Source organism: Pseudomonas gingeri, assembly GCF_013385635.1.
Taxonomy (GTDB): Bacteria; Pseudomonadota; Gammaproteobacteria; order Pseudomonadales; family Pseudomonadaceae; genus Aquipseudomonas; species Aquipseudomonas gingeri_A.
Genome location: NZ_JACAPR010000001.1, coordinates 248,603 through 275,600, shown reverse-complemented (window position 1 = coordinate 275,600; position 26,998 = coordinate 248,603). Strand labels below are relative to the sequence as shown.

Annotated in this window: 25 protein-coding genes; 7 read left to right on the top strand and 18 right to left on the bottom strand. The window is 64.0% G+C overall.

The genetic code is table 11. From position 1 onward, the window contains the following. Nucleotides 1-71 precede the first annotated feature (71 nt). Together HX851_RS01320 and HX851_RS01315 are read right to left on the bottom strand one after the other, a co-directional pair. Nucleotides 72-650: a YceI family protein gene (locus HX851_RS01320; RefSeq protein WP_177056040.1), complete on the bottom strand. Its 579-nt coding sequence runs from the start codon at nt 648-650 to the stop codon at nt 72-74. Between the two features lie 31 nt (nt 651-681). Beyond that, the gene (locus HX851_RS01315; protein ID WP_177056038.1) at nt 682-1,233 is read right to left on the bottom strand and encodes a cytochrome b; all 552 of its coding nucleotides are present in this window, start codon (nt 1,231-1,233) and stop codon (nt 682-684) included. 341 nt (nt 1,234-1,574) lie between these two features. Here HX851_RS01315 and HX851_RS01310 point away from each other — a divergent pair, with 341 nt between their 5' ends. Both HX851_RS01310 and HX851_RS01305 read left to right on the top strand, forming a co-directional pair. Then, nucleotides 1,575-2,981, top strand: a complete 1,407-nt coding sequence (locus HX851_RS01310; RefSeq protein ID WP_177056036.1) for an adenosylmethionine--8-amino-7-oxononanoate transaminase — start codon at nt 1,575-1,577, stop codon at nt 2,979-2,981. A gap of 173 nt (nt 2,982-3,154) precedes the next feature. Continuing rightward, nucleotides 3,155-3,874 carry a 16S rRNA (uracil(1498)-N(3))-methyltransferase gene (locus HX851_RS01305; protein WP_177056034.1) on the top strand — a complete coding sequence of 240 codons (720 nt, stop codon included), beginning with the start codon at nt 3,155-3,157 and terminating at the stop codon, nt 3,872-3,874. 123 nt (nt 3,875-3,997) lie between these two features. Here HX851_RS01305 and trhA read toward each other — a convergent pair whose 3' ends face one another. After that, nucleotides 3,998-4,615, bottom strand: coding sequence for a PAQR family membrane homeostasis protein TrhA (trhA, locus tag HX851_RS01300; protein ID WP_177056032.1), 618 nt, complete (start codon nt 4,613-4,615; stop codon nt 3,998-4,000). A gap of 182 nt (nt 4,616-4,797) precedes the next feature. On the opposite strand from trhA, the gene HX851_RS01295 reads away from it, so the two are divergent. The 3 genes from HX851_RS01295 to HX851_RS01285 all read left to right on the top strand — a co-directional run bounded on the left by HX851_RS01295 (nt 4,798) and on the right by HX851_RS01285 (nt 6,889). Further along, the gene (locus HX851_RS01295) at nt 4,798-5,364 is read left to right on the top strand and encodes a chromate transporter (RefSeq protein WP_177056030.1); all 567 of its coding nucleotides are present in this window, start codon (nt 4,798-4,800) and stop codon (nt 5,362-5,364) included. A gap of 3 nt (nt 5,365-5,367) precedes the next feature. Continuing rightward, on the top strand, nt 5,368-5,910 hold the full coding sequence (locus HX851_RS01290) for a chromate transporter (RefSeq protein WP_177064656.1): 543 nt from the start codon (nt 5,368-5,370) through the stop codon (nt 5,908-5,910). A 64-nt stretch (nt 5,911-5,974) separates the two neighbouring features. After that, nucleotides 5,975-6,889 (top strand): LysR family transcriptional regulator, encoded by a 915-nt coding sequence (locus HX851_RS01285; protein WP_177056026.1) that lies wholly within the window; start codon nt 5,975-5,977, stop codon nt 6,887-6,889. 4 nt (nt 6,890-6,893) lie between these two features. On the opposite strand, the gene madM is transcribed toward HX851_RS01285, so the two are convergent. The 15 genes from madM to pilG all read right to left on the bottom strand — a co-directional run bounded on the left by madM (nt 6,894) and on the right by pilG (nt 24,719). Beyond that, nucleotides 6,894-7,658 carry a malonate transporter subunit MadM gene (madM, locus tag HX851_RS01280; protein ID WP_177056024.1) on the bottom strand — a complete coding sequence of 255 codons (765 nt, stop codon included), beginning with the start codon at nt 7,656-7,658 and terminating at the stop codon, nt 6,894-6,896. Nucleotide 7,659: 1 nt separating this feature from the next. Further along, complete coding sequence (gene madL / locus HX851_RS01275) at nt 7,660-8,076, bottom strand: malonate transporter subunit MadL (protein ID WP_177056022.1); 417 nt, start codon at nt 8,074-8,076, stop codon at nt 7,660-7,662. Nucleotides 8,077-8,141: 65 nt separating this feature from the next. Next, complete coding sequence (mdcH, locus tag HX851_RS01270; RefSeq protein WP_177064654.1) at nt 8,142-9,071, bottom strand: malonate decarboxylase subunit epsilon; 930 nt, start codon at nt 9,069-9,071, stop codon at nt 8,142-8,144. Beyond that, nucleotides 9,068-9,697, bottom strand: coding sequence for a malonate decarboxylase holo-ACP synthase (locus tag HX851_RS01265; RefSeq protein WP_177056018.1), 630 nt, complete (start codon nt 9,695-9,697; stop codon nt 9,068-9,070). Before HX851_RS01265 ends, mdcH begins: the two co-directional genes overlap by 4 nt. A 6-nt stretch (nt 9,698-9,703) precedes the next feature. Beyond that, nucleotides 9,704-10,507, bottom strand: coding sequence for a biotin-independent malonate decarboxylase subunit gamma (gene mdcE, locus HX851_RS01260; RefSeq protein ID WP_177056017.1), 804 nt, complete (start codon nt 10,505-10,507; stop codon nt 9,704-9,706). Next, nucleotides 10,504-11,355: a biotin-independent malonate decarboxylase subunit beta gene (locus HX851_RS01255; protein WP_177064652.1), complete on the bottom strand. Its 852-nt coding sequence runs from the start codon at nt 11,353-11,355 to the stop codon at nt 10,504-10,506. Before HX851_RS01255 ends, mdcE begins: the two co-directional genes overlap by 4 nt. Continuing rightward, nucleotides 11,348-11,647: a malonate decarboxylase subunit delta gene (locus HX851_RS01250; protein ID WP_177056013.1), complete on the bottom strand. Its 300-nt coding sequence runs from the start codon at nt 11,645-11,647 to the stop codon at nt 11,348-11,350. The genes HX851_RS01255 and HX851_RS01250 overlap by 8 nt, the downstream gene beginning before the upstream one ends. Beyond that, complete coding sequence (locus HX851_RS45325) at nt 11,647-12,765, bottom strand: triphosphoribosyl-dephospho-CoA synthase (protein ID WP_177056011.1); 1,119 nt, start codon at nt 12,763-12,765, stop codon at nt 11,647-11,649. The genes HX851_RS01250 and HX851_RS45325 overlap by 1 nt, the downstream gene beginning before the upstream one ends. Next, nucleotides 12,766-14,442: a malonate decarboxylase subunit alpha gene (gene mdcA / locus HX851_RS01240; protein ID WP_177056009.1), complete on the bottom strand. Its 1,677-nt coding sequence runs from the start codon at nt 14,440-14,442 to the stop codon at nt 12,766-12,768. A gap of 465 nt (nt 14,443-14,907) precedes the next feature. After that, entirely contained in the window at nt 14,908-15,363 is a 456-nt protein-coding gene (locus HX851_RS01235; protein ID WP_177056007.1) for a chemotaxis protein CheW, read from the bottom strand. Continuing rightward, the gene (locus HX851_RS01230; RefSeq protein ID WP_177064650.1) at nt 15,356-21,280 is read right to left on the bottom strand and encodes a hybrid sensor histidine kinase/response regulator; all 5,925 of its coding nucleotides are present in this window, start codon (nt 21,278-21,280) and stop codon (nt 15,356-15,358) included. Before HX851_RS01230 ends, HX851_RS01235 begins: the two co-directional genes overlap by 8 nt. A 7-nt stretch (nt 21,281-21,287) precedes the next feature. After that, nucleotides 21,288-23,345, bottom strand: coding sequence for a methyl-accepting chemotaxis protein (locus HX851_RS01225; protein WP_177055997.1), 2,058 nt, complete (start codon nt 23,343-23,345; stop codon nt 21,288-21,290). 3 nt (nt 23,346-23,348) lie between these two features. Then, nucleotides 23,349-23,888: a chemotaxis protein CheW gene (locus HX851_RS01220; protein ID WP_177064648.1), complete on the bottom strand. Its 540-nt coding sequence runs from the start codon at nt 23,886-23,888 to the stop codon at nt 23,349-23,351. Nucleotides 23,889-23,900: 12 nt separating this feature from the next. Then, a complete protein-coding gene (pilH, locus tag HX851_RS01215) occupies nt 23,901-24,266 on the bottom strand; it encodes a twitching motility response regulator PilH (RefSeq protein ID WP_042934830.1) in 366 nt (121 codons plus the stop codon). Between the two features lie 45 nt (nt 24,267-24,311). Then, entirely contained in the window at nt 24,312-24,719 is a 408-nt protein-coding gene (gene pilG / locus HX851_RS01210; protein ID WP_017124841.1) for a twitching motility response regulator PilG, read from the bottom strand. A gap of 249 nt (nt 24,720-24,968) precedes the next feature. Here pilG and gshB point away from each other — a divergent pair, with 249 nt between their 5' ends. Then, complete coding sequence (gene gshB, locus HX851_RS01205) at nt 24,969-25,922, top strand: glutathione synthase (RefSeq protein WP_177055992.1); 954 nt, start codon at nt 24,969-24,971, stop codon at nt 25,920-25,922. Between the two features lie 77 nt (nt 25,923-25,999). Further along, nucleotides 26,000-26,899: an energy transducer TonB gene (locus HX851_RS01200; RefSeq protein WP_177064646.1), complete on the top strand. Its 900-nt coding sequence runs from the start codon at nt 26,000-26,002 to the stop codon at nt 26,897-26,899. Nucleotides 26,900-26,998: the final 99 nt, after the last annotated feature.

Sequence of the window (26,998 nt, the reverse complement as noted above, 5' to 3'; positions counted from 1 at the left end):
AAAAACGCCCCCGGTTCATGAGAGCCGGGGGCGTTTTTTTGTTTGGTGCAAAGAGCCGAAACACCTACACGTTATTTCGCCTGCACACCTTCAAACGAGATATCCAGGTCCAGGGTCTGGGAAGTCGGACCTGGGCCCTTGATGCCGAAATCGTTCAGGTTGAGGGTAGTGGTGCCATTGAAGCCGGCACGGTAACCGCCCCATGGATCCTTGCCTTCGCCGTTGAACGTGGCCTTGAAGGTGACCGGCTTGGTCACGCCGTGCAGGGTCAGGTCACCGGTCACGTCAGCTGTTTTCTCGCCGGTGGACTTGACCGCGGTGGAGACGAACTTGGCTTCCGGGTACTTGGCCACGTCCAGGAAATCTTTGCTGGAGATGTGCTTGTCACGTTCGGCGTGGTTGGAGAACACGCTGGCGGTTTTCAGTTCGACTTCGATCTTGCTCGCTTCAGGGGTCTTGGCGTCGAAGCTGAACTTGCCGCTCCAGTCCTTGAAGGTACCGTGTACGAAGCTGTAGCCCAGGTGGCTGATTTTCCAGTCAACGAAGGCGTGCTGGCCTTCCTTGTCGATCGTGTACTCAGCGGCCATCGCCTGACCGGCAGACAGAAGAGCGGTACCGATTGCCAGAGCGGCGAGAGTCTTTTTCAACATACTTCTATTCCTTTTGAGTCGAGGTTGAACATCAGGCTTTGCGACCCAGCATGCGGGTCAGCGTCGCATCACGGTCGATAAAATGGTGCTTGAGGGCTGCCAGACCATGGAGCACGGCAAAGATCACCACCGTCCAGGCCAGGTACAGGTGCACCGTGCCCGCTACATCCGCCTGGTCGGGGATGCTGGAAATCCAGGCAGGTACGTCGAACAGGTTGAACACCGGAATCCCGACACCTTCTGCGGTGGAAATCAGGTACCCGGAAAACATCAGGGCGAACAGGCCGAGATAGAGAAAGCCATGGCCGAGCTTGGCGGCAACGCGGGTCAGGCGGCCATGATTGGACGGTGCCGGCGGCGGCGGGCTGACAAAGCGCCAGAGCAGCCGCAGAACCATCACCGCGAACAGGGTCAAGCCGATACTTTTATGCAGGTCCGGAGCAGACTTGCGCCATTCGCTGTAGTAGTCGAGACCGACCATCCACAAGCCCAGCGCAAACAGACCGAAGACCACCAGCGCCACACCCCAGTGCAGGAACATGCTGACTGCACCGTAGCGAGAAGATGAATTACGTAGCTGCATGGCCGGATCCTGTAAGTATTGCGTCCAAGACTAATGGTTTACCTATCGAATTAAAGCGGAAAATTTCGCTTTGAAATATCGAGAAATACGATCATGAGTCTGAGACGAGCGGGTTAAGAAAATATTAAGGTCGTCGCTTAGATAGAACAGCCCGGGAAGCGGTTTTATTCGAACCGCCAAGGCCACAATCGCAGAAATCACTCCTGTCCCCCACAGGATGGCCTCACCGATGGATTCCGGGTCGGGTAAATGCCCCAATGGGTTGTCCCGCGGCCACGCATTGCATAGGCTTGCGGATTGTTTGCCCGCGCCTGTCGCGAGCCGCCCGTGGGAGAGTGGAAATGAGCCTGAACAACCAGTGGATGAAACGCGACCTCGAGGTCGTGTGGCACCCCTGCACCCAGATGAAAGATCACGAACTGCTGCCGCTGATCCCGATCAGACGCGGTGAAGGCGTCTGGCTGGAAGACTTCGACGGCAAACGCTATCTCGACGCCGTGAGCTCGTGGTGGGTCAACGTGTTCGGCCACTGCAACCCGCGGATCAACCAGCGCATCAAGGACCAGGTCGATCAACTGGAGCACGTGATCCTCGCCGGCTTCAGCCACCAGCCGGTGATCGAGTTGTCCGAGCGCCTGGTGAAGATGACGCCCGAAGGCCTGACCCGCTGCTTCTACGCCGACAACGGTTCGTCCTGCATCGAAGTCGCATTGAAGATGAGCTTTCACTACTGGCTCAACCGCGGCCGGCCGGAAAAGAAGCGCTATGTCACCCTGACCAACAGCTATCACGGCGAGACCGTGGCGGCGATGTCGGTGGGCGATGTGCCGTTGTTCACCGAGACCTACAAGGCGCTGCTGCTGGACACCATCAAGGTGCCGAGCCCGGATTGCTACCTGCGTCCGGAAGGCATGAGCTGGGAGGAGCATTCGCGCAATATGTTCCTGGTCATGGAACAGACCCTCGCGGAAAATCACGACAGCGTCGCCGCCGTGATCGTCGAGCCGCTGATCCAGGGCGCCGGTGGCATGCGCATGTACCATCCGGTCTACCTCAAGCTGCTGCGCGAGGCCTGCGACCGCTACGGCGTGCACCTGATCCACGATGAAATCGCCGTGGGCTTCGGCCGTACCGGAACCATGTTCGCCTGCGAACAGGCCGGCATCCGCCCGGATTTCCTGTGCCTGTCGAAAGCCCTGACCGGCGGCTACCTGCCGCTGGCGGCCTGCCTGACCACCGAAGAGGTGTACAGCGCCTTCTACGACGACTACCCGACCCTGCGCGCGTTCCTCCACTCCCACAGCTACACCGGCAATCCCCTGGCCTGCGCGGCGGCCCTGGCGACCCTGGATATCTTCGAGCAGGACAACGTCATCGAGAACAACAAGGCCCTGGCCCGGCGCATGGGCAGTGCCACCGCACACCTGGCGGACCATACCCATGTGGCCGAAGTACGGCAGACCGGCATGGCCCTGGCCATCGAGATGGTCCAGGACAAGGCGAGCAAGACCGCCTATCCGTGGCAGGAGCGCCGTGGCCTGAAGGTCTTCCAGCACGCGCTGGAACGCGGCGCCCTGCTGCGTCCCCTGGGCAGCGTGGTGTATTTCCTGCCGCCCTATGTGATCACCCCGGAACAGATCGACTTCCTCGCCGAAGTCGCCAGCGAAGGCATCGACATCGCCACTCGCAGCACTGTCAGCGTGGCGGTACCGGCCAACTTCCATCCGGATTTTCGTGACCCGGGCTAAGGTGTTGCCTTGACGTCAGCGGGGCCGGCCATGACGCCTTCGCGGGCAAGCCCGCTCCCACGGGTCCGAGGTCGTGCCACGGACGCTTGGCCAGGCACGAACACTGTGGGAGCGGGCTTGCCCGCGAAAGCCCCTCCCAGACAAAACATCATTCAGTTATTCAGAGACTCACCATGCGCCTGTCCCGCTTCTTTATCGACACTCCCCTGAGCCTCGGCGAACACGAACTGCCGGAGGCCCAGGCGCACTACATCGGCCGCGTGCTGCGCATGAGCGAAGGCGACGCGCTGCAAGTGTTCGACGGCTCGGGCAGCGAATTCCTCGGCACCCTGCTGGAAGTCGGCAAGAAGCGCGTGCGCATCCAACTGCACGAAAGCTTCGTCGGCCAAGCCGATTCGTCGCTGCACATCCATCTCGGTCAGGGCCTGTCCCGTGGCGAGCGGATGGACTGGGCGATCCAGAAGGCCACCGAACTGGGCGTCAACGCCATCACCCCGATCGTCAGCGAGCGTTGCGAAGTGCGCCTCAAGGATGAACGCGCCGACAAGCGCCTGGCCCACTGGCGGCAGATCGCGATCAGCGCCTGTGAACAGTGCGGTCGCTCCACGCTGCCGGTGATCCATCCGCCACTGTTGCTGGGCGAGTGGCTGAAACAGACCGAAGCCGACCTGAAACTGGTCCTGCACCCGGTGGCCGAACCGCTGACCAGCCACCCGAAACCGGGCACCCTGGCGTTTCTGATCGGTCCGGAAGGTGGCCTGTCCGACAGCGAAGTCGAGCAGGCGGCAAAGGCCGGCTACCTGCCGGCGCGCCTCGGCCCGCGGGTCCTGCGCACCGAAACCGCGCCGGTGGTGGCCCTGGCCGTGGCCCAACAGCTGTGGGGCGATTTCTGACAGACACCGCAAAACCTGTAGGAGCCGGCTTGCCGGCGATGAGGCCCCTGAGCCCTGCATCGCCCGGGCGGCCGCCATCGCCGGCAAGCCGGCTCCCACAGGGATCTGTGCTCGACCTTGAAGTCAGATCACAAACCACGAGATCGCCACGAAATGCAGGACACTGCCGGCGATCACGAACAGGTGCCAGATCCCATGGGAATGGCGCAGCCGGTGATCCAGGGCAAAAAAGATGATCCCCAGCGTATACAGCGCGCCGCCCGTGGCCAGCCAGATAAAACCGGCCATGCCCAACGCCGCCAGCAAGGGCTTGATGGCCACCAGCACGATCCAGCCCATCACCGCATAGATCACGATCGACAGGACCCGCGCCTCGGAGCGCGGCTTGATCTCCTGCAACATGCCGATCACCGCCAGCCCCCAGACGATACCGAACAGGGTCCAGCCCCAAGGGCCGCGCAGGGTCACCAGGCAGAACGGCGTGTAACTGCCGGCAATCAACAGATAGATCGACAAGTGATCGACCTTCTGCATGATCACCTTCGCCCGCCCGCGCACACTGTGATAAACCGTCGACACACTGTACAAGGCCAGCAGCGTGACACCGTAGATCGCCACGCTGACAATCTTCCACGGGCTGCCATCCAGGCTCGCCATCACCAGCAGCCAGATTGCGCCGATGCACGCCAGCACCGCCCCCACCAGGTGGGTCCAGGCGTTGAATCGTTCCCCGTGATACATCTGCCGCCTACCTCCGTTGATCAGGACATCGCCCACTAGGCTCACGCCTCGCGGCGCGGAATGCAATGCCCGGCGACCGGCAATTTCTCCACGGGTATCTGGTGTGCCGGGCCCGAACCGGTTTTACTGATGGCCCACTGCCAAACCCGCAACGGCCCCCACCTGTTCCAAGGAGCCCATCGATGTCCGCCACGGCGCCCACCACCGCCCTCGCCCCTTCGCCCAACCTCTGGCAACTCTTCTACAACTTCGCCATGGTCGGCCTGTTCGGTTTCGGCGGCGTGATGCCCTGGGCCCGGCAGATGATGGTCGACCGGCGACGCTGGGTCGACGAACAGGGCTTCAACGAACTGCTGACCACCGGCCAGTTTTTCCCGGGACCGAATATCGGCAACGTCAGCATCATCTATGGCCGGCGCCAGCAGGGCCTGCCGGGGGCCTGCGTGGCGCTGCTCGGGCTCTATCTGTTCCCCTCGATCATCACCGTGCTCGCGGGCTTTGCCTATGCCCGCTGGTGGAGCAACGACGCGGTGCAACAGGTGTTCGGCGCCATCATGCCGATCGCCACCGGGCTGATGCTCGGCAGCACCCTGCGCCTGCTCAAGGCGATGCCGCGCAACCTCGCCAACTACTGCGCCTTCGGCCTGACCTTTATCCTGATGGGCGTGCTGGTGCTGCCGTTGTGGAGCGTCCTGCTGATCTGCATCCCGCTGTCGATTGCCCTGCGTTTTGTCGACAAGCGAGCCTGAGCCATGCAGACCGTACTGTTCCACCTGATGATCCAATGCGCGCTCTGGTCGTTGATGGCCATCGGCGGCAACACCGTGGCCCTGGGCGACATCCACCGCTACACCGTGACCCAGATGAACTGGATCAGCGACGCCCAGTTCGTCGCCTTCTTCGCCCTGTCCCAGGCATTGCCCGGGCCCAACGGCATGTTCCTGGTGTTTATCGGCCAGCAGGCGGCCGGCCTGCCCGGGGCCATGGTCGCCCTGGCGGCCAAGCTGCTGCCGTGCTCGATGCTGACCTGGTTCGGTGCCGGCTGGCTGGAAAAACACACCGGGACAGCGTGGGTGCAGCGGATCAAGCGCGCCCTGCTGCCGATCTCGGTGGGGCTGATCCTCGCCGCCAGCTACATCCTGATCCGCAGCATGGAAACCAGCACCTTGAGCCTGCTGCTGACACTGGTCAGCGCCGCCGTGGTGTATTTCAGCCGGGTCAATGCCATCTGGCTGATCATCGCCGGCGTCGCCCTTGGCTTGCTGAGCAGTACCCTGGGAGCCAACTGGTTCTGAAAAAGCTCCAGCCAAAACCCCGGGACTTGGGCACAATCGAGGCATTCGAAAAAGAGCCCGCGCCATGCTGATCGACGAAGAGCTGACCCTGAAAAAGCTGGAAGTGTTCCTGGCCTTCATGCGCACCGGCAACCTGGCGCGGGCGGCGGCCGAGTTGCAGACCAGCAACGTCAGCGTGCACCGGGCCATCCACTCCCTGGAAAGCGCCCTGCGTTGCCCGTTGTTCAAGCATGAGGGGCGCAACCTGACACCGCTGGAGAGCGCCTATGTGCTGGAAGAACGCGCGCAGAAGCTGATCCAGGACGTGGTCGAAAGCGTGCGCATGACCCGGGAGGCCGCCGGGTTCTCCGCCGAACGCTTCAAGCTCGGCTCGCTCTATTCGCTGACGGTGAAAACCGTACCGCAACTGATCATGGGCCTGAAGATCCGCCGCAGCGAGCTGAATATCGACCTGATCCTGGGCTCGAACTTCGACCTGCTGTACAAGCTCAAGAACATGGAAGTGGACGCGATCCTGGTGTCGCTGGACGACACCACCAACGATCCGGACTGCGAGCACCTGCCGCTGTTCGCCGACGATATTTTCCTCGCGACACCCGCCGACTCGCCCTTCGCCCAGCAGGACGAGGTCGACCTGGCCGACCTGAAGGACATGACCTTCATCACCCTGACCCAGGGCTTCGCCACCCACCGCGACGGCAATCGGGTATTCGAGCAGGCGGGGTTCGAGCCGAAGGTGGCGATGCAGGTCAACGATATCTTCACCCTGCTGAGCATGGTCAGCTCCGGCGTCGGTTACGCCCTGCTGCCGGGGCGGATCGCCGCGGTGTACGAGAACCGGGTGAAGCTGATCCCGCTGCAGGCGCGTTATCACCTGCAACAGCATATCGGCGTGGTGTTTCTCAAGGCCAAGGAGCGTGATCCCAACCTGCTGGCACTCCTCGCGGAATGCCGCATGTATGCCAACAGGTTGAATTGACGGCTCAGCCCACCAGGCCGCGCACGATGAAGAACAGCACCGAAGGCCCGAGCAGGCAGCCCAGCCCGGTGTGGAAGGTCGCCGTCAGCGCGCCATAGGGCACCAGCCGCCGATCCGTCGCCGCCAGGCCTGCGGTCACGCCACTGACCGTACCGGCCAGGCCACCGAAGACCATCGCCGAGCGCGGGTTGTCGAGACCCATCCAGCGCGCCGCCACCGGCGTGCCGACCATCACCATGATCGCCTTGATCAACCCCGTCGCGATCGACAGCGCCACCACATCGGAACTCGCGCCAATCGCCGCACCGGTCACCGGCCCGACGATATAGGTCACCGCCCCGGCACCGATGGTGGTCATGCTCACCGCATCGCGATAACCGAAGGCCCAGGCCATGCTCGCCCCGACGATAAACGGCAGCACCGTGCCCAGCAGCAGCGCCAGCGCACCGATCAACCCGGCCTTCCTGGCCTCGGTGGCCTGCACTTCAAAGGCCGTGGCAACGATGGCGAAGTCCCGCAGCATCGCCCCGCCCATCAGACCAATGCCGGAGAACAGCGTCAGATCCGCCAGGCCTTTCTGCCCGCCGGTCAGCGTACCGCCGACCCAGGCCAGCACCAGGCCGATCACGATGGCAATCGCCGAGCCGTGGATCCGGCCAAAGGTCAGGCGCTTGGACAGCACCACCGACACCCACATCACCACGCCGACAAAGGCAAACGCGGTGATCAAGCCATTGTGTTCCAGGCCCTTCTCGATGAGATCCCACATATCAGCGACCTCCCGCGACAGGAGCGGCCGGCACGATATCCGCCGGTTCATCCGGCAGCGGCTCGCCCTTGTGGGTCCGGCTGATCAGGGCAATGGTGCAACCGCAGAGCACCACCGAACCGATCGCCGCCAACACCGCCACCGGCCCGCCGTGCAGCGCCGTGACCACGTTCTGGTTGGCGGCCATGGCGACCACCACCGGAATGTACATGGCGCCCCAGAAACCCACGCCCATCTCGCAGTCCCTGGTCATGCCGCCGCGCTTGTGCATCCACAGCCGCGCGCAGATCAGCAGGATCATCGCGATCCCGACCCCGCCGACATTGGATTTCACCCCCAGCAACACGCCCAGCATGTCACCCAGAATCACCCCTGCCAGCGTACAGATCGCCAACAGCGCCACACCGTAAATAATCATTCTTGTTGTCCTCGCATCGCGTTGTCGAAGTTGTTGTTTTTGTCCTTCGAAGCAGCAGCCGGTGTTTATCGGTGACGGCGTCCCTCCTCATCCATCAGCGCCTTGAGGCTGTCCAGCCGGGCACCGTCGAAGGCAATAACGGTGCCTTGCTCAAACACCCGGCGCGCCAGACCGGTGAGCACCGAACCCGGTGGCAGTTCGATCTGCAGGCGGGCGCCGCGCTCATAGGCGCTTTGCACGGTCCCGCGCCAGTCGACGACCCGGCACATGTTGAACGCCAGGTCATCGCGAAGCTGTTCGGCAGTGCGCAGCAACCGCGCGCTGCTGCCACTGAGGTAACCCAGGCGCGGTGCCCGCAGCGACACCCTGGCGAACGCGGCGGCCAATACCCGGGCCGGTTCGTCCAGCAACGGGCAATGGGAGGGCACGCTGACCGCCAGGCGCCGCGCCGCGCCGTCCTTTCTCATCAATGCGACCAACGCGGTCATGCCCGCTTCGCTGCCGGCGATCACGCATTGGTTATCGGCGTTGATATTCGCCAGGTAGACCGGCGTGCGCTCGCTGTGTACCCGGGCCAATAACTTATCCACAGCCGCCAGTTCCAACCCGATCAAGGCGGTCATGCCATAGCCCTGTGGATAAGCCTGTTGCATCAGCTCGCCACGCAGGCTCACCAGCCGCACGGCATCGTCGAAATCCAGCGACCCGGCCACTACCGCCGCCGGGTAAGCGCCGATGGACAGGCCGGCGACATGGATCGGCGGCGCGGTGTTCTCCAGCAACAACCGGGCAGCGGCCACCCCGGCGACCAGCAGGCAGAGCTGGACCGCACGGGTCGACGCCAGGGCCTGTGGTGTATCCAACGCGCGGACATCCTCGCCCAATACATCGCCGGCTTCGCGCAAGCAATCGTGGACGACAGCCGCGTCGGGCAGACGCTGCAACATGCCGGGCTGTTGTGCGCCCTGGCCGGGAAACACCAGCAGGCTGCTCATGCCGCCCACTCCTGGACAGTCCAGGGATCGAGTACCAATAGCGCACCCTCGGCCCGCTTGAGCAGGACCCGGCGTGCCGTGCCCGCCCACTCCGCCAGTGCCACCGCGCCGTGTGGCGTCTGCACTTGCAGGTCGACGCGGCAGAACGGATTGTCGAGTTGCCGCAACAGGCCAGCGGCCTGCCGGCGCGGCAGCGCTTGCGGTGCACGCAGGATCAGATCCAGGTCGCTGTATTGATGCAGGGTCGGCAAACCGGTGGCCAATTCGAAACCGGCACTGCCGCTGACACCCCAGGCCAGGCCCGAAGCGTTCAGCAAGGGCCGCAGGTAATGCAGTGCCTGCAAGGCCGGCCAGCCTTGCACGCCGATTTCAATATCGATAAGCGCTTCGGGCGAGACACGACGCTCGACCAGCGCCCGCGGCATCAGCGTGGCGAAACGTTGCTCACGCAAAGCCCCGCGTATGCCCACCGGCAGTTGCTCCGCTGCCGTCAGTGCCCGGCGCACCACCACCGGCTGGCCGAGACTCAGCGCCTCGCTCACCCAGGCCGGCGCATCGTCCGGCAACTGCGCCGGGGTCAGCCCCCAGAGCAGGTCGTGGGGGAGAAAGTCGTCGTCAGCGCGCATCGCCGTTCACCACTGCTCGCGCAACAGCTGCCGGACCCGACTGGACGCCGCCCGATTGCCCGCCCCCAGACGACCACTCAAATCAGTGCCCCTGGCCGCCACATCATGGATAGCTTCGACCAGGCAATCCTCGACCTGCGCCAGGTCGGCCGCGCCAGGCTGTTCGATCTGCTCAACACCGAGGGTTTTCCACAGCAGTCCGAGGCTGGCGTAGCTGTCGATGTCATAGGCCATCGGCGGCACACTGGCGGCCAGGGCTTCCAGTTCCTCGACGCTGCGCAGGGTTACCCGTGCCGCCGACGCCTTGCCCATGGCATGCACCATCACACCCGGATCACGCAGGGCGATCAGCCGGTTGGCCTGGTAGCCGTGGGCGAGAAATGCCCCGGACATCGCCTTGCCCACCAGCAGCGCGATCACCGCATGCCCGGCCAGACGGGCGCGGGCATAACTGTCCGCCGCTCCGGCCAGGGCCTGGTGAATACCCAGGGCTTCTTCACGACGCCCGTAAGCCTGGCTCGGCACATCGACAATGGCGATCAGGGCACGCTTGTCCGCACGGCCGCTGTCGGCCTCGATCACTTCGTCCACGGCCTTGGCCAGGCCCCAACCTTCCAGCAATCCGACCTCGCCATTGCGGGCGCGGGCAAATCGATTGGCCGGGTCGGCCACGACCGCCAGAAAACGTACCGGCTGGTCGCCGAGCCGGCCGTCGGCGACTTTCAATGAAGGTGGCAGGCCGGACACTTCAACGGCCTGCGCCGCCAGCGCCTGGAACCAGTGCAAACCGCGCAGGGAATAGGCGCTCATGAACGATCTCCTTGGAAAAGACGGCGCACCGTGGCCGGGTCGATCTGCGGTTCGGCATCCAGTTCAGCCAACCGTTGCAGGTACCAGTCCGCCTGCCGGCTGCGCTGCACTTCGGGCACACCGGCCTCCAGCAAGGCCGCGATCTGCTCGCGGACCAGCGCCACATCATCGGCCACGTAACGATCCACCAGGCCGCTGGCAAAACGCTGTTCGCCGCCGGTCAGGCTCCAGATAAACGGCCGGTCACGGGAGTCGTACTCCTCCAGCCCGGCTTCCTGTTCGATCACTTGCGGACCGTTGAGACCCAGCCGGGCCTCCTGGGTCACCAGCAGATAACTGCACAGTGCCGCCGCGATGGACATGCCGCCAAAACAGCCGACGCTGCCGACCACTACGCCGATCACCGGCTGATAGCGGCGCAGGTCGACAATCGCCGCATGGATATCGGCGATGGCCGCCAAGCCCAGATTGGCTTCCTGCAAGCGCACGCCGCCGGTTTCCAGCAACAACACGGCGCGGGTCGGGATACCCTTGCGGTTGTCTTCGGCAGCCAGCTCCAGGGCACCGGCGATTTTCGCCCCGCCCACTTCGCCGAGGCTACCACCCTGGAAGGCGCCCTCGATAGCCGCGACCACCACCGGCAGGCCGTCGATACTGCCCTTGGCGATCACCACGCCGTCATCGGCCTGGGGTACCACGCCCTGGCGTTCGAGCCAGGGCGACATGATCCGGGCAAAGGGATCGAGCAGTTCGCGAAAACTGCCGCTGTCGAGCAAGGCCCGGGCGCGCTGGCGGGCACCGAGTTCGACGAAGCTGTGCTTGTGCAGCAAACGCTCGCTATCAGTCATGACCGATCTCCTCGAAGCCTTGTTCCAGACGCAGGCGGACCACACCGGGAGTCGCCCCGAAGTCGTGGATATCGATGCTCAGCGCGGGCGGCAGTTGCCCCTCGAACAGCCGCTCGAACAGATGCTGCCAGCGCGCCGAACTGCCGTTCACCGACGTCGTCACCTCGATCGACAACCGACCCGGATGACCAGGCTCCAGCAACACTTCCAGATCACCCGAGCCGACACAGCCCACCAGCGCACGGCCTTTTGGCGGTTGCCCGGCGGGAAATTCAAAGGACAATTTTTCCATCACAAGGCTTCCTGTTCGAGGCGGTCGATCAGCAGGCAGGCGGCGAGCAGATCCGCCGCGCCACCCGGTGAAGCGTTCATCGCCAACAGTTGTTGATCCAATTCATGCAGGCTGCGCCGTCCGGCCAGGCTGGCGCTGCCGCCCGCCTCCAGCACCGCGCGGGCGCCCTGTTGCATGGCCTGTAGGCCCGGCACACCAGCGCGATAGAGCACGCAGGTGTCAGCCAGGCTGGTCATGATCGCGAGCAAGGCATCCAGCCGGGCGTTCTGTTCGCCGTGACCGGCAAGCCGGCTGCGCTTGAGTTGCGGCAGACCGAGGCGGGTCACCGCCGGGAAGCCCAACTGCGCTTCTTCCCGGGCACCACGAGCGCCATAGCGCTGGGCGACTTGACTGCCGTGGCTGCTGCCGTGGGGCGCGTAACGGTCTTCCAGCAAGGCCAGGCGCGCGGCGCGCAGGGTCAGGGCGTTGGCGCTGACGGCGTTTGGGTCCAGCGCGGCGGCGGCGACCAACAGCCCCAGGGCCCAGATCGCGCCGCGATGAGTATTCACCCCGCCGGTGGTCTGCAGCATCGCCTGCTCGCCTTCACGACCGATCCGGCCCAGGGCTTCGCGTAGCGACAGATTGATTATAATTTCCGAATGCGGCGAAGCTGCTTGTTGTGGTGAACAATCTTGCTGTGGCAGGCAAGGGTGTTGTGGCAGACCACCATATTGTGGCGAGCGGGCTTGCCCGCGCTGGGGTGCGAAGCGCCCCCAAAACCTGATAACGCGGGGCATCAGACAGACCGGGCTGCCTGGGTTTGCGACGGCTTCGCCGTCGAACGCGGGCAAGCCCGCTCGCCACAATGTCTCCTCTGGGCACAACATCTCTTTGCGCCACACATTGGTCGCTTGGCTCGCTATAGCGGCTTCGGCCATCTCCTTGAACATCGGCCACAGCGACAAGGCCGAGGCGTGCATCAGGCCCAGGTGCAGATCGCTGTGTGCGCCGTTACCACGGCGATCGACCAACGCCGGTTTGGGCGACAGGTCGGCTTCGTCGATCAGCGCTTCCACCGCGAAGTCCGCCAGGCGCTCGGCCAGTGGCAGGGGTTGAGCGTGCAGATTGAAGGCGTGCATTTACCAGCTCCTGAATTTGGCGGGCGGGTTGTAGAGACCACCCGACCACTCCACCAGATCGGCCACGCTCTTGGCCGCCAGCAGTTCGCGGCTGGCGTCGGTGCGACGAATCCCCAGGTCTTCGGGCAAGGCGATCAAACCTTCGCGACGCATCCGCGCCGTGTCCTTGGGGTTATGCCGCAAGCCGATGGCAGTGACACCGGCCACGGCGGCGATCATCGCCTGGCGCTCTTCCAGGGAACGGGCTTTGTACAGGTAGGCGATGCCTTCTTCGGTCAGCAGATGGGTGACGTCGTCGCCGTAGATCATGATCGGCGCCAGCGGCATCCCGCTTTTTCGCGCCACTTCCACGGCATCGAGGGTTTCGACGAAGGTCGGCTTACCGCCTTCCTGGAAGGTCTCGACCATCTGTACCACCAGCTTCTTGCCGCGTTCGAGCAAGGCTTCGGGCGCATCGCCGGTATCGAGGCGCATATCGAGCCAGGCCGGCGTGCCGTGGCGACGACCGCGTGGGTCATGCCCCATGTTCGGCGCCCCACCGAAACCGGCCAGGCGACCACGGGTCACGGTGGAGGAATGACCGTCGCCGTCGACCTGCAACGTCGCACCGATAAACAGGTCCACCGCATACTGCCCGGCCAATTGGCAGAACATCCGGTTCGAACGCATCGAGCCGTCGCGTCCGGTGAAGAACACATCCGGCCGGGCGGCGATGTAGTTTTCCATGCCCAGTTCGGTGCCGAAGCAATGCACGCTTTCGACCCAGCCGCTCTCGATGGCGGGAATCAGGGTCGGGTGCGGGTTGAGGGTCCAGTTGCGGCAGATCTTGCCCTTGAGACCAAGGGATTCACCATAGGTCGGCAGGATCAGCTCGATGGCGGCGGTGTTGAAGCCGATCCCGTGGTTGAGGGACTGCACATTGTGTTTCTCGTAGATCCCGCGGATCGCCATCATCGCCATCAACACATGCACCGGCTTGATATGGCGCGGGTCGCGGGTAAACAGCGGCTCGATATAGAAAGGCTTGTCGGCGACCACCACGAAGTCGACCCAGGAGGCCGGGATATCCACCCGCGGCAGCTCACTGACGTCATCGACCAGTTGATTGACCTGGACGATCACGATGCCATCGCTGAACGCCGCCGGTTCGATCAGCGCCGGAGTGTCCTCGGTGCTGGCGCCGGTGTAGATATTGCCGGCGCGGTCGGCCATGAAGCCGGCGCTGAGCACCACGTTGGGGATCAGGTCCACCACCAGCCGGGCATAGAGTTCGATGTAGGTGTGAATGGCGCCGATTTCCAGCAGGCCGTCTTCCAGCAACTGGCTGATGCGCAGGCTCTGGGTGCCGGCGAAGGAGAAGTCCAGCTTGCGGGCAATGCCGCGTTCGAACAGGTCCAGGTGTTCGGCACGCCCGACGCTGGGCATGATCATGTGCAAATCGTGGAGCTTGGCCGGGTCGGCTTTCACCAGGGAGCGCGAGAGAAAATCCGCCTGCTTCTGGTTATTGCCCTCCAGCACCACCCGGTCGCCGGGCATGATCAGGGCTTCGAGGGCGGCGACGATCTTGTCGGTCGGCAACACCACGCCATCGGCGAGGGCCCGCACCTGCTCAAGACGGCGCTGCTTCTCGGTACGCCGCCGTGTCCAGCGCGAGTCGGGGGAATTGGGGGTTGTCATGCTCACTCCACGGGTTCGCTTTCGTGGAGTAGACAGTAGGAGTGAATCGCCGGGGCATCAATCAAGCCCGGCGGTGGATCGTTACGCTCAGGGTAATGATTACCGATCCCGACAAGGGACTGATCAGTTCCTTATCGGGACCGTTCGAAACGGGCCGTATAAGATTTTCCTCTTTTACTTGCGAACACAATCGCTGCGCCTGATCTGGCCTCTTCGCCGGCAAGCCGGCTCCCACAATGTCCGAGTCGTTGACAGGTTTGCGAGACAGCCTGGAACCTGTGGGAGCTGGCTTGCCGGCTCCTACAGTGTGGGTGTCGCTCACAAGCTTGCGAGACAGCCTGGAACCTGTGGGAGTTGGCTTGCCGGCTCCTACAGTGTGGGTGTCGCTCACAAGCTTGCGAGACAGCCTGGAACCTGTGGGAGCTGGCTTGCCGGCGAAGAGGCCGGCCGTCACGACACCAGTGCTCAGGCCAGCCCCGACTCCAGCACCAGGCGCTCCAGCCCCAGCAGGTCCGGCACTTTTGCCACCAGGTCGGCGACCTGCACGGCGGCTTTTTCCAGGTGGCACAACGGCACGTCGACAAAGCTCAACTGGCTGTCGAGTTTGTACGAGCGTGGAATACCCTGGATCACCAGCGCGATAAACTTCAGTTCCGGCCGGCCGCCCAAGGCATTGAGGACGACGATCCGCGAGCGGTCGCCGACGGCAATCGCCCCGCCACACGCGGCCTCGAAGCTGATCAGCGGCAGTTGCCAGTCACGCCAGGTGATTTGTCGCAGGTACCACGGCGGCGCGTCGCTGGCCGGTTCGCCGCGCTGGTAGTCGATCAGCTCCGCCACCGCCACGTTCGGCAGCAACAGGTAACGGTCGGCCAACGGCAGCATCAGTCCAGTCAGGCTGCTCGCGCGATGCTCATGCATGAACATGGCTCCAGTGGGCGATGCTCTCCAGCAGCACCGACTCCTGGTACGGCTTGCCCAGGTAGTCGTTGACGCCGATGGCCATGGCCCGGTCGCGGTGTTTCTGGCCGGTACGGGAAGTGATCATGATGATCGGCAAGTCCTTCAGGCGCGGATCGTTGCGGACCTGGGTCGCCACTTCGAAACCGTCCATGCGCGGCATTTCGATATCCAGCAGCATCAGGTCCGGGGTGTGTTCCTGCAACAGGGTCATCGCATCCACACCGTCTTTCGCGGTGATCACGTTCATGCCGTTGCGCTCCAGCAGCCGGCTGGTGACCTTGCGCACCGTGACCGAGTCGTCGACCACCATGACCAGCGTCGGGCGCATCGGCGTGAAGTCCACCGCCAGGTCGCTCAACGCACGCGGCACCGGTACCCAGGCCTGGGAGGTACGCACATGGGCCAGCAAGTCGAGAATCAGCACCACCCGGCCATCGCCGAGAATCGTCGCGCCGGACAATCCCGATACCGCGGCAAACTGCGGTCCCAGACTCTTGACCACGATTTCCCGGGTGCCGACCAGGGTATCCACCTGCAATGCCACCCGCTGCTCGTTGCAGTGCACCAGCAACACCGGCAACGCCTCGCCCAGGCCAAGCAGCTTGGGCTTGCTGACGGTTTGCAGCAATTCGCCCAGGTAGCGCAATTCGTAGGTCTGCCCGGCGTATTCGTAACGCGGCGGGTTCATCTGGTAATAACCTTCCAGCTCGTTGGGCAACACCCGCACGATGCCTTCGACAGTATTCAACGGGATCGCATACTGCTCATCGCCACACTGCACCATCAATGCACGATTCACCGAGACGCTGAACGGCAGGCGGATCTGGAAGTGCACGCCCTGCCCCTTGATCGAGTCGATGGTCATGGTCCCGCCCAGTTGCCGCACCTCCTCGTGAACCACGTCCATGCCGACGCCGCGTCCGGAAATCTGGGTGATGCGCTCGGCGGTGGAGAAGCCCGGCTGGAGGATGAACTGCAACACATCGCGGTCGCTGATCAGCATGTCTTCCTCGATCATTCCGCGCTTGATCGCCTTGCGCCGCACCGCATCCAGCGGCACCCCGGCACCGTCGTCGCGGATATCGAAGACGATGTCGCCGCCTTCGTGGGACAGGTCCAGGGTGATCCGACCCTGTTCCGGCTTGCCGGCGGCCAACCGCACCGGCGCGCTTTCCAGGCCGTGATCGACGGCGTTGCGCAGCATGTGCTCCAGGGGGGCGACCATGCGTTCGAGGACATTACGGTCCATCTCGCCTTCGGCATTGCCGACAATGAAATCGACGTCCTTGCCCAACTCTCCGGCCACCTGCCGGACGATGCGCTTCAACCGTGGCACCAGGCGTTCGAACGGCACCATGCGCGTGCGCATCAGGCCTTCCTGCAACTCGGTATTGACCCGTGCCTGTTGCAGCAGCAGGTTCTGCGCATCCTGGTTGCGTCCGGCCAGGGTTTCCTTGAGGTCCAGCAGGTCGGAGGCCGACTCGAACAAGGCCCGCGACAGTTGCTGCAACTGCGAGTGGCGATCCATTTCCAGCGGATCGAATTCTTCGTAGCCCAGACGTTCGGCCTCGACCTGCTGGCGGCTGAGGATCCGCCCCTGGGTTTCGATGTCCATCCGCCGCAGTTGGTCGCGCATCCGCGAGAGGGTGGTCTCCATTTCGTTGAGCGCGACCGTGGCGTCATTCACCTGCTGCTCGATACGACCGCGGAAGATCGAGGTTTCCCCCGCCAGATTGACCAGGTCTTCCAGCACATCCGCCGAGACCTTGACCATGTCCTGGGGCGGACGCTCGGCTTCGGCCAGCACCGCCGCGTCACTCTTTGGCTGCAGCAGCGGCGCAGGCTCCGGCGTCACCGGCAACTCGACCAGCGGCTGGCGACCGAAGGCCTGGATCTCGGCGATCAGGGCATCGGCCGGGACCACCGGCTGTCCGTCGCGCACCGCGTCGAGCATCTGCGCCAGACGGTCCTGGCCGCTCTGCAACAGCTCGAACAACGCCTCACCAGGCTGCAGCAGCAGGGTCGACACGCCTTCGTAGAGAAACTCCAGCTCATGGGCCAGGTCGCCGATGGGCGCAATTTCGACCATCCGCGCGCCGCCCTTGAGGGTGTGCAGGTCGCGCAGCAGGGTTTCCACTTCCTGGCGGCTCGACGGTTCGGCCTGCCAGCGCTGCAACGCCGCACCGGAGCTTTCAATGATGTCGAAGCCTTCTTCGAGAAAGACCTCCAGCAACTCCGGGTCGCTGACCACCGCCGGTAATTCGGCGGGCTCATTCGATTCGAACGGCTCCACCTCCACCGCCTGCTGGCGAAACGCACGGATGCCATCGATCAGGGCCGCCGGATCGCTCAGGGGTCGTTGATCCTGCAATTGCTCCAGCAACACGGCGAGGTGGTCATGGCTCTTCTGCAACAACAGCGCCAAGGCCGTGGAGTGGCTGAAGCGCCGGTCCACCAGGCCTTCGTAAAGGTTTTCCAGCTCATGGGCCAGGTCGCCGACCGGGCCGATCTCGGCCATCCGCGCGCCGCCCTTGAGGGTATGCAGGTCACGTTGCAGGGACAGCAGCGGCGCGGCGTTGTCCGGCTCGTCGAGCCAGCGCTGCAAGGCCAGGCCGGCGCTGTCGAGAATATCCGCCGCCTCTTCGAGAAAGATCGTGACGATCTCGTCATCCAGACCCACTGCGTCTGCAACCTGATCGGCAGCAGCGGTGGCCGTGGCCAGCTCGGTAATGCTCAGGGTGCGGCTGCCGTCGGTCTTGATCAGGCCGGTGGCGGACGGGTCGAGAGCCTCGTCGAGCAACTCGCGCAAGGCCCGGACACGCTCCGGTTGCGGGTTGATTTCCTGGCCGGCGGCCAGTTCGTCGAGCATGTTGATCAGCGCTTCATGGGCCTGCTGGGCCTCATGGAAAAACCGCTCGCTGGCCGCCAGGCTGCTCTCTTCGACGGAACCGTAGAGATCCAGCAGGGCTTCGCACAATTCATCCACCGGTTCCAGGTCGGCGATATGCGCGCCCTGTCCGAGGGTGGTCAGTTCGTCCAGCAGGTCGTTGAGTTCCTGGCGCTCGCCGGGATGCTGCTGCCAACGCAGCAACAGGTTCTCGGCGTCCAGCAGGATATCCATGCCCTGGGCGAGGAAGTTGTTGATCAGTTGCGGGTCGCGCTTGGTCCGCAGGGTGCTGCTGGGCTGGCTCAGTAACGCTTCAAGCCGCGTGGCCAGCAGCGTCTCGGTGCGTTGGATCAATTGCGCCGCGCCGCTGATGGCGGCCAGCGGATCGTCGGTCAATTGCTTCAGGCCACGGCGAAACAGCCCTTCGGCCTCGAACAGCAGCTCGACCTCGTCCAGGTCCAGCGCCAGCAGATGGGCCTTGAACTCCCGTGCCAGATGATCGAGCGGCGCGGCCAGTTCGGCCATCGGCAGGACCCCGGCCATATAGGCACTGCCCTTGAGGGTGTGCAGGGCCCGTTGCAACTCGTCGCTGGCCTGCAGCGGCAGGTGCTCGGCAGCCTGCTCGAGAAAACGGTTGAGGCTGTCGAGGTGGGTTTCGGCCTCGTTGCGGAAGATCTCCAGCAATTGTGGATCGAGGCCCTCGATTTCGTCAGCGGCGTCAGCCTCGTCGTCATCCGAGCTCGCCAGTTCATGGGCCCGGGCCGCTATCCAGTCGACATCGTCACGCTGGCGCTGGGCATTGGCGGCAAACTCGTCGATCAGTTCCGGCAGTAACGCCAGCACGTCGGCGATCAGTTGCTGCACCGCCGGCCCCGGCTCGACGCTGCGCTCCAGCACCCGGTTGAGCAGGTTCTCCACCGCCCAGGCCAGTTCGGCCAGCACCAGCGCACGCACCATCCGCCCGCTGCCCTTCAAGGTATGGAAGGCCCGGCGCAACTCGGCCAGGGCCGATTTGCTCTCAAGATCGGCGAGCCAGCGCGGCAGATAATCGCGCAGCGCATCGAGGACTTCCTCGGTTTCCTCGAGGAACACTTCGCGCAACTCATCGTCGACCGGCGCTTCGTCGGCCGGTGGCGGCAGCAGGCTCCCCGGCATCTGCCGGGCCGGCGGGTTGAGTGCCGAGACCGGGCTGGCCAGTACATCGGCCAGGGACTGCACCACCTGTGGGTCGTCCAGCGCCTGCAAATCGTGCATGACCTGGGCTTCACTGGGGCTCAGCACTTCTTCGAGCAATGGCACATCCAGTTCAACCGGCACATAACCCAGCACATCGAGGCTTTCCTCGGCCTTGTCCAGGACCCGCTCGCCGGGCGCCTCGTGGTCTTCGGCGAGGCGTTCGAGGTAGTACTCGATGCTGGTCAACGCATCGGCAAGGCGGTCGAGCTGTTGCCAGGACGGCGGTGCCGGGTCCGCCAGCAAGTGCTCGCGGATATAACGGTTGCAGGTTTCCAGCAGGCTCGCCGCGCGGCTCAGGGGAATCATCGACAAGGCGCCGCGGACCTGGGTCAGCAGCTCGGGCAGCGCTGCCAGGCGCTCGCGGTCCCAGTCGGCATCGATGTAGTCGACGATCAGGTCCTTGGCCTGTTGCAGGCAGATCCGCGCCTCCTTGATCACGATCTGGTGGATCTGGGTCAGGTCGGTGGTCGGCAAGCGACTTTCTTCGCGGCTTTCCGGCTCCACCGTGCCGATCATCCCGGCCAGCGTCGCCTCGACATAGAGCAGGGCCCCGGCGACATCCATCAGCACCGCGTCATTGGGTTCGCGTTGGCCCTGCGCCAGGCCCTGGACCACCGCCAACTGGTCGATGATGACCTTGCGCGGCTGGCCGAAACCGAGCACCGCCAGGGTATCGGCGATCTGCCGCAACGGCGCCAGCAGGCTGGCCAGGTCATCGGTGTGCTGGCGATCGCTGCGCACGAACAGGTCGAGTCGCTCCTTGACCCGCACCAGTTCCTCGCAGAGCGCCGAGACCACCGAGCGCATGGCATCGCGGTCGGGGCCGGCCAGGCGCGCCCGCTCTTCGTCGACCACCGAGGTGGTCGGCAAGGCCTCGTCCAGGCCGTAGCGCGCCTTGAGAGCAAGCATCTGCGCAGTGGGCCGCTCGGCCTTGGCGATATAGAACAGCAGGCTCTTGAGCAATTCCTCCGGCGCGGCCTGGTTGATGCCGGCAATGCCCTGTTCCAGCAGGCGCTTGAGCTCCTTGTCGGAGTCCTTGAGCAGACTGCGCAAGGCCGGGCTGTTGCCGATGGCCCCGCCGAGCATGCCTTCGACCAGCGCCGAGCCGACCTGCCAGAGCTGGCCCAGCGGGGCGTTCTGGCACAGGTTTTCGAGACGGGCGAAGACCTTGGCCATATAACCGAGGTTGGTCGCGTCGTCCTGCTCACGCAGCAACCCGACCAACGCCGTCTGCAGCATCTGCCGCAGCTTGCGCAGCAGGTTCGGCAGCTCTGCCGGGGCCAGGCGGGCCAGCGTCGCGGCGTCGAGGGGCGGCAGCTCCAGCAGGGTCGGACTGAACAGGCTGGTTTCCGAAAGCAGGCTTTCGCCGCGGGCGCTGCGCAGGTCGTTGAGCAATGGCAGCACCACCAGCGGCAGGTCGCGCCGGGCGCTGTGCACCCGGTCCAGGTACAACGGCAGTTGACCGAAAGCCTGGTGCAACAGGCTGATGGCCTCTTCCTGCTCACCGACCCGGCCCTGTTGCATGGCCAGTACCAACTGTTCCATTTCTTCGGCCAGCAGCGCCGCGCCGTAGAACTCGACCATCTGCAAGCTGCCGTGCACCTGGTGGATGCAGGCCAGGCACTCGGCGATGTCCTGGCTCGAATGCCCCGGCTCGTCGAAGGCATCCAGGGCCTGGCGGGCCTGCTTCAAGGTGTCGGCGATTTCGCCCTTGACCCATTCCAGGGCCACATAATCGTGCTGGTCGCTCATGCTTGCACTACCGGGTTTCACGCGCATCTTGCGCCTGGGGCAAGGTGAAGCCGGAGACCGAACGCCGCAGCTGGCTGGCCATTTTCGCCAGGTTGCCAATGCTGTCGGCGGTGGCGGTCGAGCCGGATGAGGTCTGGGTGGTGATCTGCTGGATCACGTTCATGGTCAGTGAAATCTGCCCCGCCGACGAGGTCTGTTGCTGGGCCGCGTTGGAGATGCTCTGGATCAGTGCCGCCAGGGTCTTCGACACGCCTTCGATTTCCTCCAGGGCGACACCGGCATCCTGCGCCAGCCGGGCACCGCGCACCACTTCGGTGGTGGTCTGTTCCATGGAAATCACCGCTTCGTTGGTGTCGGCCTGGATCGCCCGCACCAGGGTCTCGATCTGCCGGGTCGCGGCTGAGGACCGCTCGGCCAGGCGCTGGACTTCGTCGGCGACCACCGCGAAGCCCCGCCCGGCATCGCCGGCCATGGACGCCTGGATCGCCGCATTGAGGGCGAGGATGTTGGTCTGGTCGGCAATATCGTCGATCAGGCTGACGATATCGCCGATTTCCTGGGACGACTCGCCCAGACGCTTGATGCGCTTGGCGGTGTCCTGGATCTGCTCGCGGATATTGTCCATGCCGTGGATGGTGTTGTGCACCACCTCGTTACCCTTGTTGGCGATTTCCACCGAGCGCTCGGCCACCGCCGAGGATTCGGCGGCATTGGCCGACACCTGGTCGATGGACTCGGCCATGTCGCTGATGGCGGCGGACGCCTCGCTGATCTGCTGGGCCTGATGCTCGGAGGCCTCGGCCAATTGCATCGCGGTAGCCTGGGTTTCCTGCACGGCGGCGGCGACCTGGCCGGCGGTGAGGTTGATGGTCGCGACCAGGTCGCGCAACTGGTCCACCGAATAGTTGATCGAGTCGGCGATGGTCCCGGTGAAGTCTTCGGTCACCGAGGCGGTCACGGTCAGGTCACCGTCGGCCAAATCCTCTATTTCATCCAGCAGACGCATGATCGCGTGCTGGTTGCGCTCGTTCTTCTCTGCGGTTTCGTGCAGTTGCCGGTTGGTCTCGCGCACCATCACCAGGCCGATCAGGATGATCGAGGCCAACGCCAGCAGGCCCAGGACGTAACCGCCGATGGTATCGAGGGAGCGTCCGCCCGCCAGGTTTTCGAAACCGTTGGCCAGGTGCGAGGCTTCGTCCAGCAGGGTTTGCGACAGGCTGAAGATATTGCTGGCGGACTCACGGACCTGGAACAGTTCCGGCGAGGTTTCGAGAATCTCGTCGACGGAGCCGGAGACGAACTCGAAGAGTTCGGCGATATCGCCGAGCCGGGCGCGGGCGTCCTTGTCCTCGACCTGGGAAATCTTCAGCGCCGCATTGCCCTGCAACATGCCGTTGAGCACCTGGCCGAAGCGCGCCGCGTCACGCCCGAAGGCGTCGGCGGCCTGGGATGCGGTTTCATCGCCGGCCAGCACGGTGTTCACCGCACCGAGAATGCGCTCGGCAAGCAACGACTGGCGCTGGGCCATGGCCACCTGGGCCGCCGGGGCGCCGCGTTGCAGGAGGATTTCCACGACCTTTTCGTATTCGACCTGCAACTGCGGCACGGTTTCGGCCAGGGTCGCGGCCACCTGATGCAGGGACAACACGGTCTGTTCGCTGGCCAGGATCGCGTCGGTATTCTTCAGCAGGCTTTCCCAGTCCTGCTGCACCGCGTGCATCTCCGTGCGCACCACCGGCGGCGCGGCAGGCAGGCCAGTGGCCGGGTCGCCTTTCTTCAGATAGCCCCAGCGCTGGGCGAAATCGTTGCGCGCGTCGCTGAGCAACTTGAACGCCGCGGCCTTGCCGGAGGCGGCCTCGCTGGCGTTCTTGGCGATGCGCTGGGACAGCACCCGCAGCTCGCCGGCGTGGCTGATGTATTGCTTGTCGTAGTTGGACTGGGTGTTCAGGTACGCGAAGTTGGCGAACAGCAGCATGATGAACACGATCAGCGCGATAAACAGCACGATGATCTGCGAACGGCTGCGCGAAGCCTCTTCGGGCTTGCTGGTTTTGGCTTTAATCATCGATCAGACCGCCACATCGAGAAAACCCGGCGCCTGGGCCAGGACAAACGGGCTGAACACCCACCAGCTGCGCCCACGCTCGAAACAGCCCTGGACAAAGGGCGCCACCACCAGTTCCGGGCGCTCGACCGAATGCATCTGCCGGCTGCCCTGGGGAAAGTGCTGCATGCCCGCCACCTCATCCACCAGCAGGCCGGCGAACACTTCCTTGTATTCCAGCACCAGCACCCGCCGCTGTTTACGCAATACCGACAACTCATGGCCGAAGAAACCGCACAGGTCCATGATCGGCAACAACCGCCCGCGCAGGTTGGCGACGCCCCTGACCCAGGGCTTCACCCCCGGCAACAGGGTGTAGCGCGGCTCATGGAGGACCTCGGCCACTTCACCCATCGGCGCCACGTACCATTGCTCGCCGAGCCGGAAGCCGATACCGCTCCAGGTGTCCTGGCGGGCTTCCTGGGACGGCAGGTCCGCCGCCAGCAACCGGCAGCGCTGGTCGATTTCCAGCAGCAGCTGGAAGGCGGTCTGCGACTCAGCCATGGGCGCCGGCCGTCAACCGGCCAGGACGTTGTTCAGGGTCTTGAGCAGGGTCTCTTCGTCGACCGGCTTGGTCAGGTAGTCCCTGGCGCCCTGGCGCGTGCCCCAGACCTTGTCGGTTTCCTGATCCTTGGTGGTAATGATGATCACCGGGATCGCCGCGGTTTCCGGGTCCTTGGTCAACTGGCGGGTCGCCTGGAAACCGTTGAGGCCGGGCATGACGATGTCCATCAGCACCGCGTCGGGCTTTTCCTGGCGGGCCAGGGCCACGCCGTCGGCGCCGTTCTCGGCCTTGAGGACTTCATGACCATGCTTTTCCAGCATGCCGGTCAGTTTGTACATTTCAGTCGGCGAATCATCGACGATCAGGATGCGTGCCATGGTGTTCCCCATTTCTTATAAAGCGGGCGGCCCACCGGCCGCCCGTCAATGTGCTTGTTCCACTGCCGCGAACCCCGGTACATGGGCCTTGATCGCATCCAGCAGCTCTTCCTTGCTAAAGGGCTTGGTCAAAAACCGGTCAGAACCGACGATGCGTCCCTTGGCCTTGTCGAACAGGCCGTCCTTGGACGACAGCATGATCACCGGCGTCGACTTGAACGCACTGTTGTTCTTGATCAGGGCGCAGGTCTGATAACCATCCAGGCGCGGCATCATGATGTCGACAAAGATGATGCCCGGATGATGATCGGCAATCTTGGCCAGCGCGTCGAAACCGTCGATGGCGGTGATGACTTCACAACCGACATGCTTGAGCAGCGTTTCGGCGGTGCGACGAATCGTCTTGGAGTCATCGATGACCATGACTTTCAAGGCGGTGGAATGCTGTTCCATATCTGCTCTACCATCGCCACAGCGAGTCGTTTTCTACGGGTACCCGGTTTCCGGGCGCGAAACCCTTGATGTGGAAGGATTTCGTACAGGATGCGAACCTTTTTAGCACAGTCTCCCCACGCAATCCATGAGCGGCCTCGGCGCGCGTGCCAGAGGCGGTTTTTCCTTGACCGGGAATCGGTGTAGCGCCACTCTGACGCCACTTTTTCAAGCCATTGCGGCCTTCACGGCCAACAGAGGATATAGCCCATGAGCGTTCGTCTCGGGATTGTCATGGACCCCATCGCCAGCATTTCCTATAAGAAGGACAGCTCGCTGGCCATGTTGCTGGCCGCCCAGGAGCGCGGCTGGACGCTGTTCTATATGGAGCAGCAGGACCTTTACCAGGATGCCGGCGTGGCCCGGGCGCGGATGAAGCCCTTGAAGGTGTTCGCCAACCCCGAGCACTGGTTCGAGCTGGAAGCCGAGACCGACGCGGCCCTGAGCGAGCTGGACGTGATCCTGATGCGCAAGGATCCGCCGTTCGACATGGAGTTCGTCTACTCCACCTACCTGCTGGAACAGGCCGAGCGTGCCGGCGTACTGGTGGTGAACAAGCCCCAGAGCCTGCGCGACTGCAACGAAAAGCTGTTCGCCACCCAGTTCCCGCACTGCACGCCGCCGACCCTGGTCAGCCGCCGGGCCGATGTCCTGCGTGAATTCGCCGCCAAGCACGGCGATGTGATCCTCAAGCCGCTGGACGGCATGGGCGGCACCTCGATCTTCCGTCACCGCGTCGGCGATCCGAACCTGTCGGTGATCCTCGAGACCCTGACCGCCCTCGGCACCCAGCAGATCATGGCCCAGGCCTACCTGCCGGGGATCAAGGACGGCGACAAACGCATCTTGATGATCGACGGCGAGCCGGTGCCGTACTGCCTGGCGCGGATCCCGGCGGCCGGCGAAACCCGCGGCAACCTGGCCGCCGGTGGCCGTGGCGAAGCCCGTCCGCTGACCGACCGCGATCGCTGGATCGCCGCCCAGGTCGGCCCGACCTTGCGCGAAAAAGGCCTGCTGTTCGTCGGCCTCGACGTGATCGGCGAGCACCTGACGGAAATCAACGTCACCAGCCCCACCTGCATCCGCGAAATCGACAACGCCTTCGGCACCAATATCGGCGGCCTGTTGATGGATGCCATCGAGCAGAAGCTCAAAAGCCGTTGATGTAGAACAGCCGAGATGAAACCAACATTGCGTTATCATGCATCGCCTCTGATACGCGTGATGTTGGTTTTCTGGTCATGACACTCCCCGCCGATCTGCCCCCCGAACTCTCCCGCACCGGCGTGCGCCCGGCCGATCGGCTCGGTTTTACCCTGTTTCTCGCCGCCCTGATCCACCTGGCACTGATTCTCGGCATCGGCTTCAGCTTCGTCGAACCCAAGCAGATCAGCAGGACCCTGGAAATCACCCTGGCCACCTTCAAGAGCGAAACCAAGCCGGCCAAGGCCGACTTCATCGCCCAGGAGAACCAGCAGGGCAGCGGCACCCTGGATAAAAAGGCGATCCCCACCACCACCGAGGTCGCGCCCTTCCAGGACAACATCGTCAATAAAGTGACCCCGCCCCCACCGGTCAAGCAGGAAGTCAAGGAAGCGGCGCCCAAGGCCGCGGTCGCCACCGTGGCGTCAAAGCCGAAGAAAACCGTCACCCGGCGCGAGGAAACCAAGGCCGAAGTCGTGCCCAAGGCCGAGGTGCCGACGTTCGACAGCTCGCAGCTGTCCAGCGATATCGCCAGCCTGGAAGCGGAACTGGCCAAGGAGCAGCAACTGTACGCCAAACGCCCGCGCATCCATCGCCTCAGCGCGGCCTCGACCATGCGCGACAAGGGCGCCTGGTACAAGGACGAGTGGCGCAAGAAGGTCGAGCGGATCGGCAACCTCAACTATCCCGAGGAAGCCCGGCGCCAGCAGATCTACGGCAACCTGCGGCTGATGGTCTCGATCAACCACGACGGTTCGCTGTATGAGGTGCTGGTGCTGGAGTCGTCCGGGCAACCCCTGCTGGACCAGGCGGCCCAGCGCATCGTGCGCCTGGCGGCGCCCTTCGCGCCCTTTACCGGCGACCTGTCGGACATCGACCGCCTGGAAATCATCCGCACCTGGCGTTTTGCCCGGGGAGACAAGCTGTCCAGCAACTGAAACCCTGTGAGGAAACTTGCAGGAGAACTTGTGGGAGAGTTTGCAGGAGAACCTGTGGGAGAGCTTGCAGGAGAACCTGCAGGAGAGCCTGTGGAGAGC

Excerpts from the sequence above, each read along its gene's own strand:
- pilH (WP_042934830.1), bottom strand. The coding sequence starts at position 24,266 with ATGGCACGCATCCTGATCGTCGATGATTCGCCGACTGAAATGTACAAA.
- HX851_RS45325 (WP_177056011.1), bottom strand. The coding sequence starts at position 12,765 with ATGCACGCCTTCAATCTGCACGCTCAACCCCTGCCACTGGCCGAGCGC.
- HX851_RS01235 (WP_177056007.1), bottom strand. The coding sequence starts at position 15,363 with ATGCATGAGCATCGCGCGAGCAGCCTGACTGGACTGATGCTGCCGTTG.
- madM (WP_177056024.1), bottom strand. The coding sequence starts at position 7,658 with ATGTGGGATCTCATCGAGAAGGGCCTGGAACACAATGGCTTGATCACC.
- HX851_RS01225 (WP_177055997.1), bottom strand. The coding sequence starts at position 23,345 with ATGATTAAAGCCAAAACCAGCAAGCCCGAAGAGGCTTCGCGCAGCCGT.
- HX851_RS01250 (WP_177056013.1), bottom strand. The coding sequence starts at position 11,647 with ATGGAAAAATTGTCCTTTGAATTTCCCGCCGGGCAACCGCCAAAAGGC.
- HX851_RS01255 (WP_177064652.1), bottom strand. The coding sequence starts at position 11,355 with ATGACTGATAGCGAGCGTTTGCTGCACAAGCACAGCTTCGTCGAACTC.
- mdcH (WP_177064654.1), bottom strand. The coding sequence starts at position 9,071 with ATGAGCAGCCTGCTGGTGTTTCCCGGCCAGGGCGCACAACAGCCCGGC.
- HX851_RS01305 (WP_177056034.1), top strand. The coding sequence starts at position 3,155 with ATGCGCCTGTCCCGCTTCTTTATCGACACTCCCCTGAGCCTCGGCGAA.
- HX851_RS01220 (WP_177064648.1), bottom strand. The coding sequence starts at position 23,888 with ATGGCTGAGTCGCAGACCGCCTTCCAGCTGCTGCTGGAAATCGACCAG.
- HX851_RS01200 (WP_177064646.1), top strand. The coding sequence starts at position 26,000 with ATGACACTCCCCGCCGATCTGCCCCCCGAACTCTCCCGCACCGGCGTG.
- HX851_RS01265 (WP_177056018.1), bottom strand. The coding sequence starts at position 9,697 with ATGCGCGCTGACGACGACTTTCTCCCCCACGACCTGCTCTGGGGGCTG.
- mdcE (WP_177056017.1), bottom strand. The coding sequence starts at position 10,507 with ATGAGCGCCTATTCCCTGCGCGGTTTGCACTGGTTCCAGGCGCTGGCG.
- trhA (WP_177056032.1), bottom strand. The coding sequence starts at position 4,615 with ATGTATCACGGGGAACGATTCAACGCCTGGACCCACCTGGTGGGGGCG.
- HX851_RS01320 (WP_177056040.1), bottom strand. The coding sequence starts at position 650 with ATGTTGAAAAAGACTCTCGCCGCTCTGGCAATCGGTACCGCTCTTCTG.
- pilG (WP_017124841.1), bottom strand. The coding sequence starts at position 24,719 with ATGGAACAGCATTCCACCGCCTTGAAAGTCATGGTCATCGATGACTCC.
- mdcA (WP_177056009.1), bottom strand. The coding sequence starts at position 14,442 with ATGACAACCCCCAATTCCCCCGACTCGCGCTGGACACGGCGGCGTACC.
- HX851_RS01290 (WP_177064656.1), top strand. The coding sequence starts at position 5,368 with ATGCAGACCGTACTGTTCCACCTGATGATCCAATGCGCGCTCTGGTCG.
- HX851_RS01295 (WP_177056030.1), top strand. The coding sequence starts at position 4,798 with ATGTCCGCCACGGCGCCCACCACCGCCCTCGCCCCTTCGCCCAACCTC.
- HX851_RS01285 (WP_177056026.1), top strand. The coding sequence starts at position 5,975 with ATGCTGATCGACGAAGAGCTGACCCTGAAAAAGCTGGAAGTGTTCCTG.
- HX851_RS01315 (WP_177056038.1), bottom strand. The coding sequence starts at position 1,233 with ATGCAGCTACGTAATTCATCTTCTCGCTACGGTGCAGTCAGCATGTTC.
- HX851_RS01230 (WP_177064650.1), bottom strand. The coding sequence starts at position 21,280 with ATGAGCGACCAGCACGATTATGTGGCCCTGGAATGGGTCAAGGGCGAA.
- HX851_RS01310 (WP_177056036.1), top strand. The coding sequence starts at position 1,575 with ATGAGCCTGAACAACCAGTGGATGAAACGCGACCTCGAGGTCGTGTGG.
- gshB (WP_177055992.1), top strand. The coding sequence starts at position 24,969 with ATGAGCGTTCGTCTCGGGATTGTCATGGACCCCATCGCCAGCATTTCC.
- madL (WP_177056022.1), bottom strand. The coding sequence starts at position 8,076 with ATGATTATTTACGGTGTGGCGCTGTTGGCGATCTGTACGCTGGCAGGG.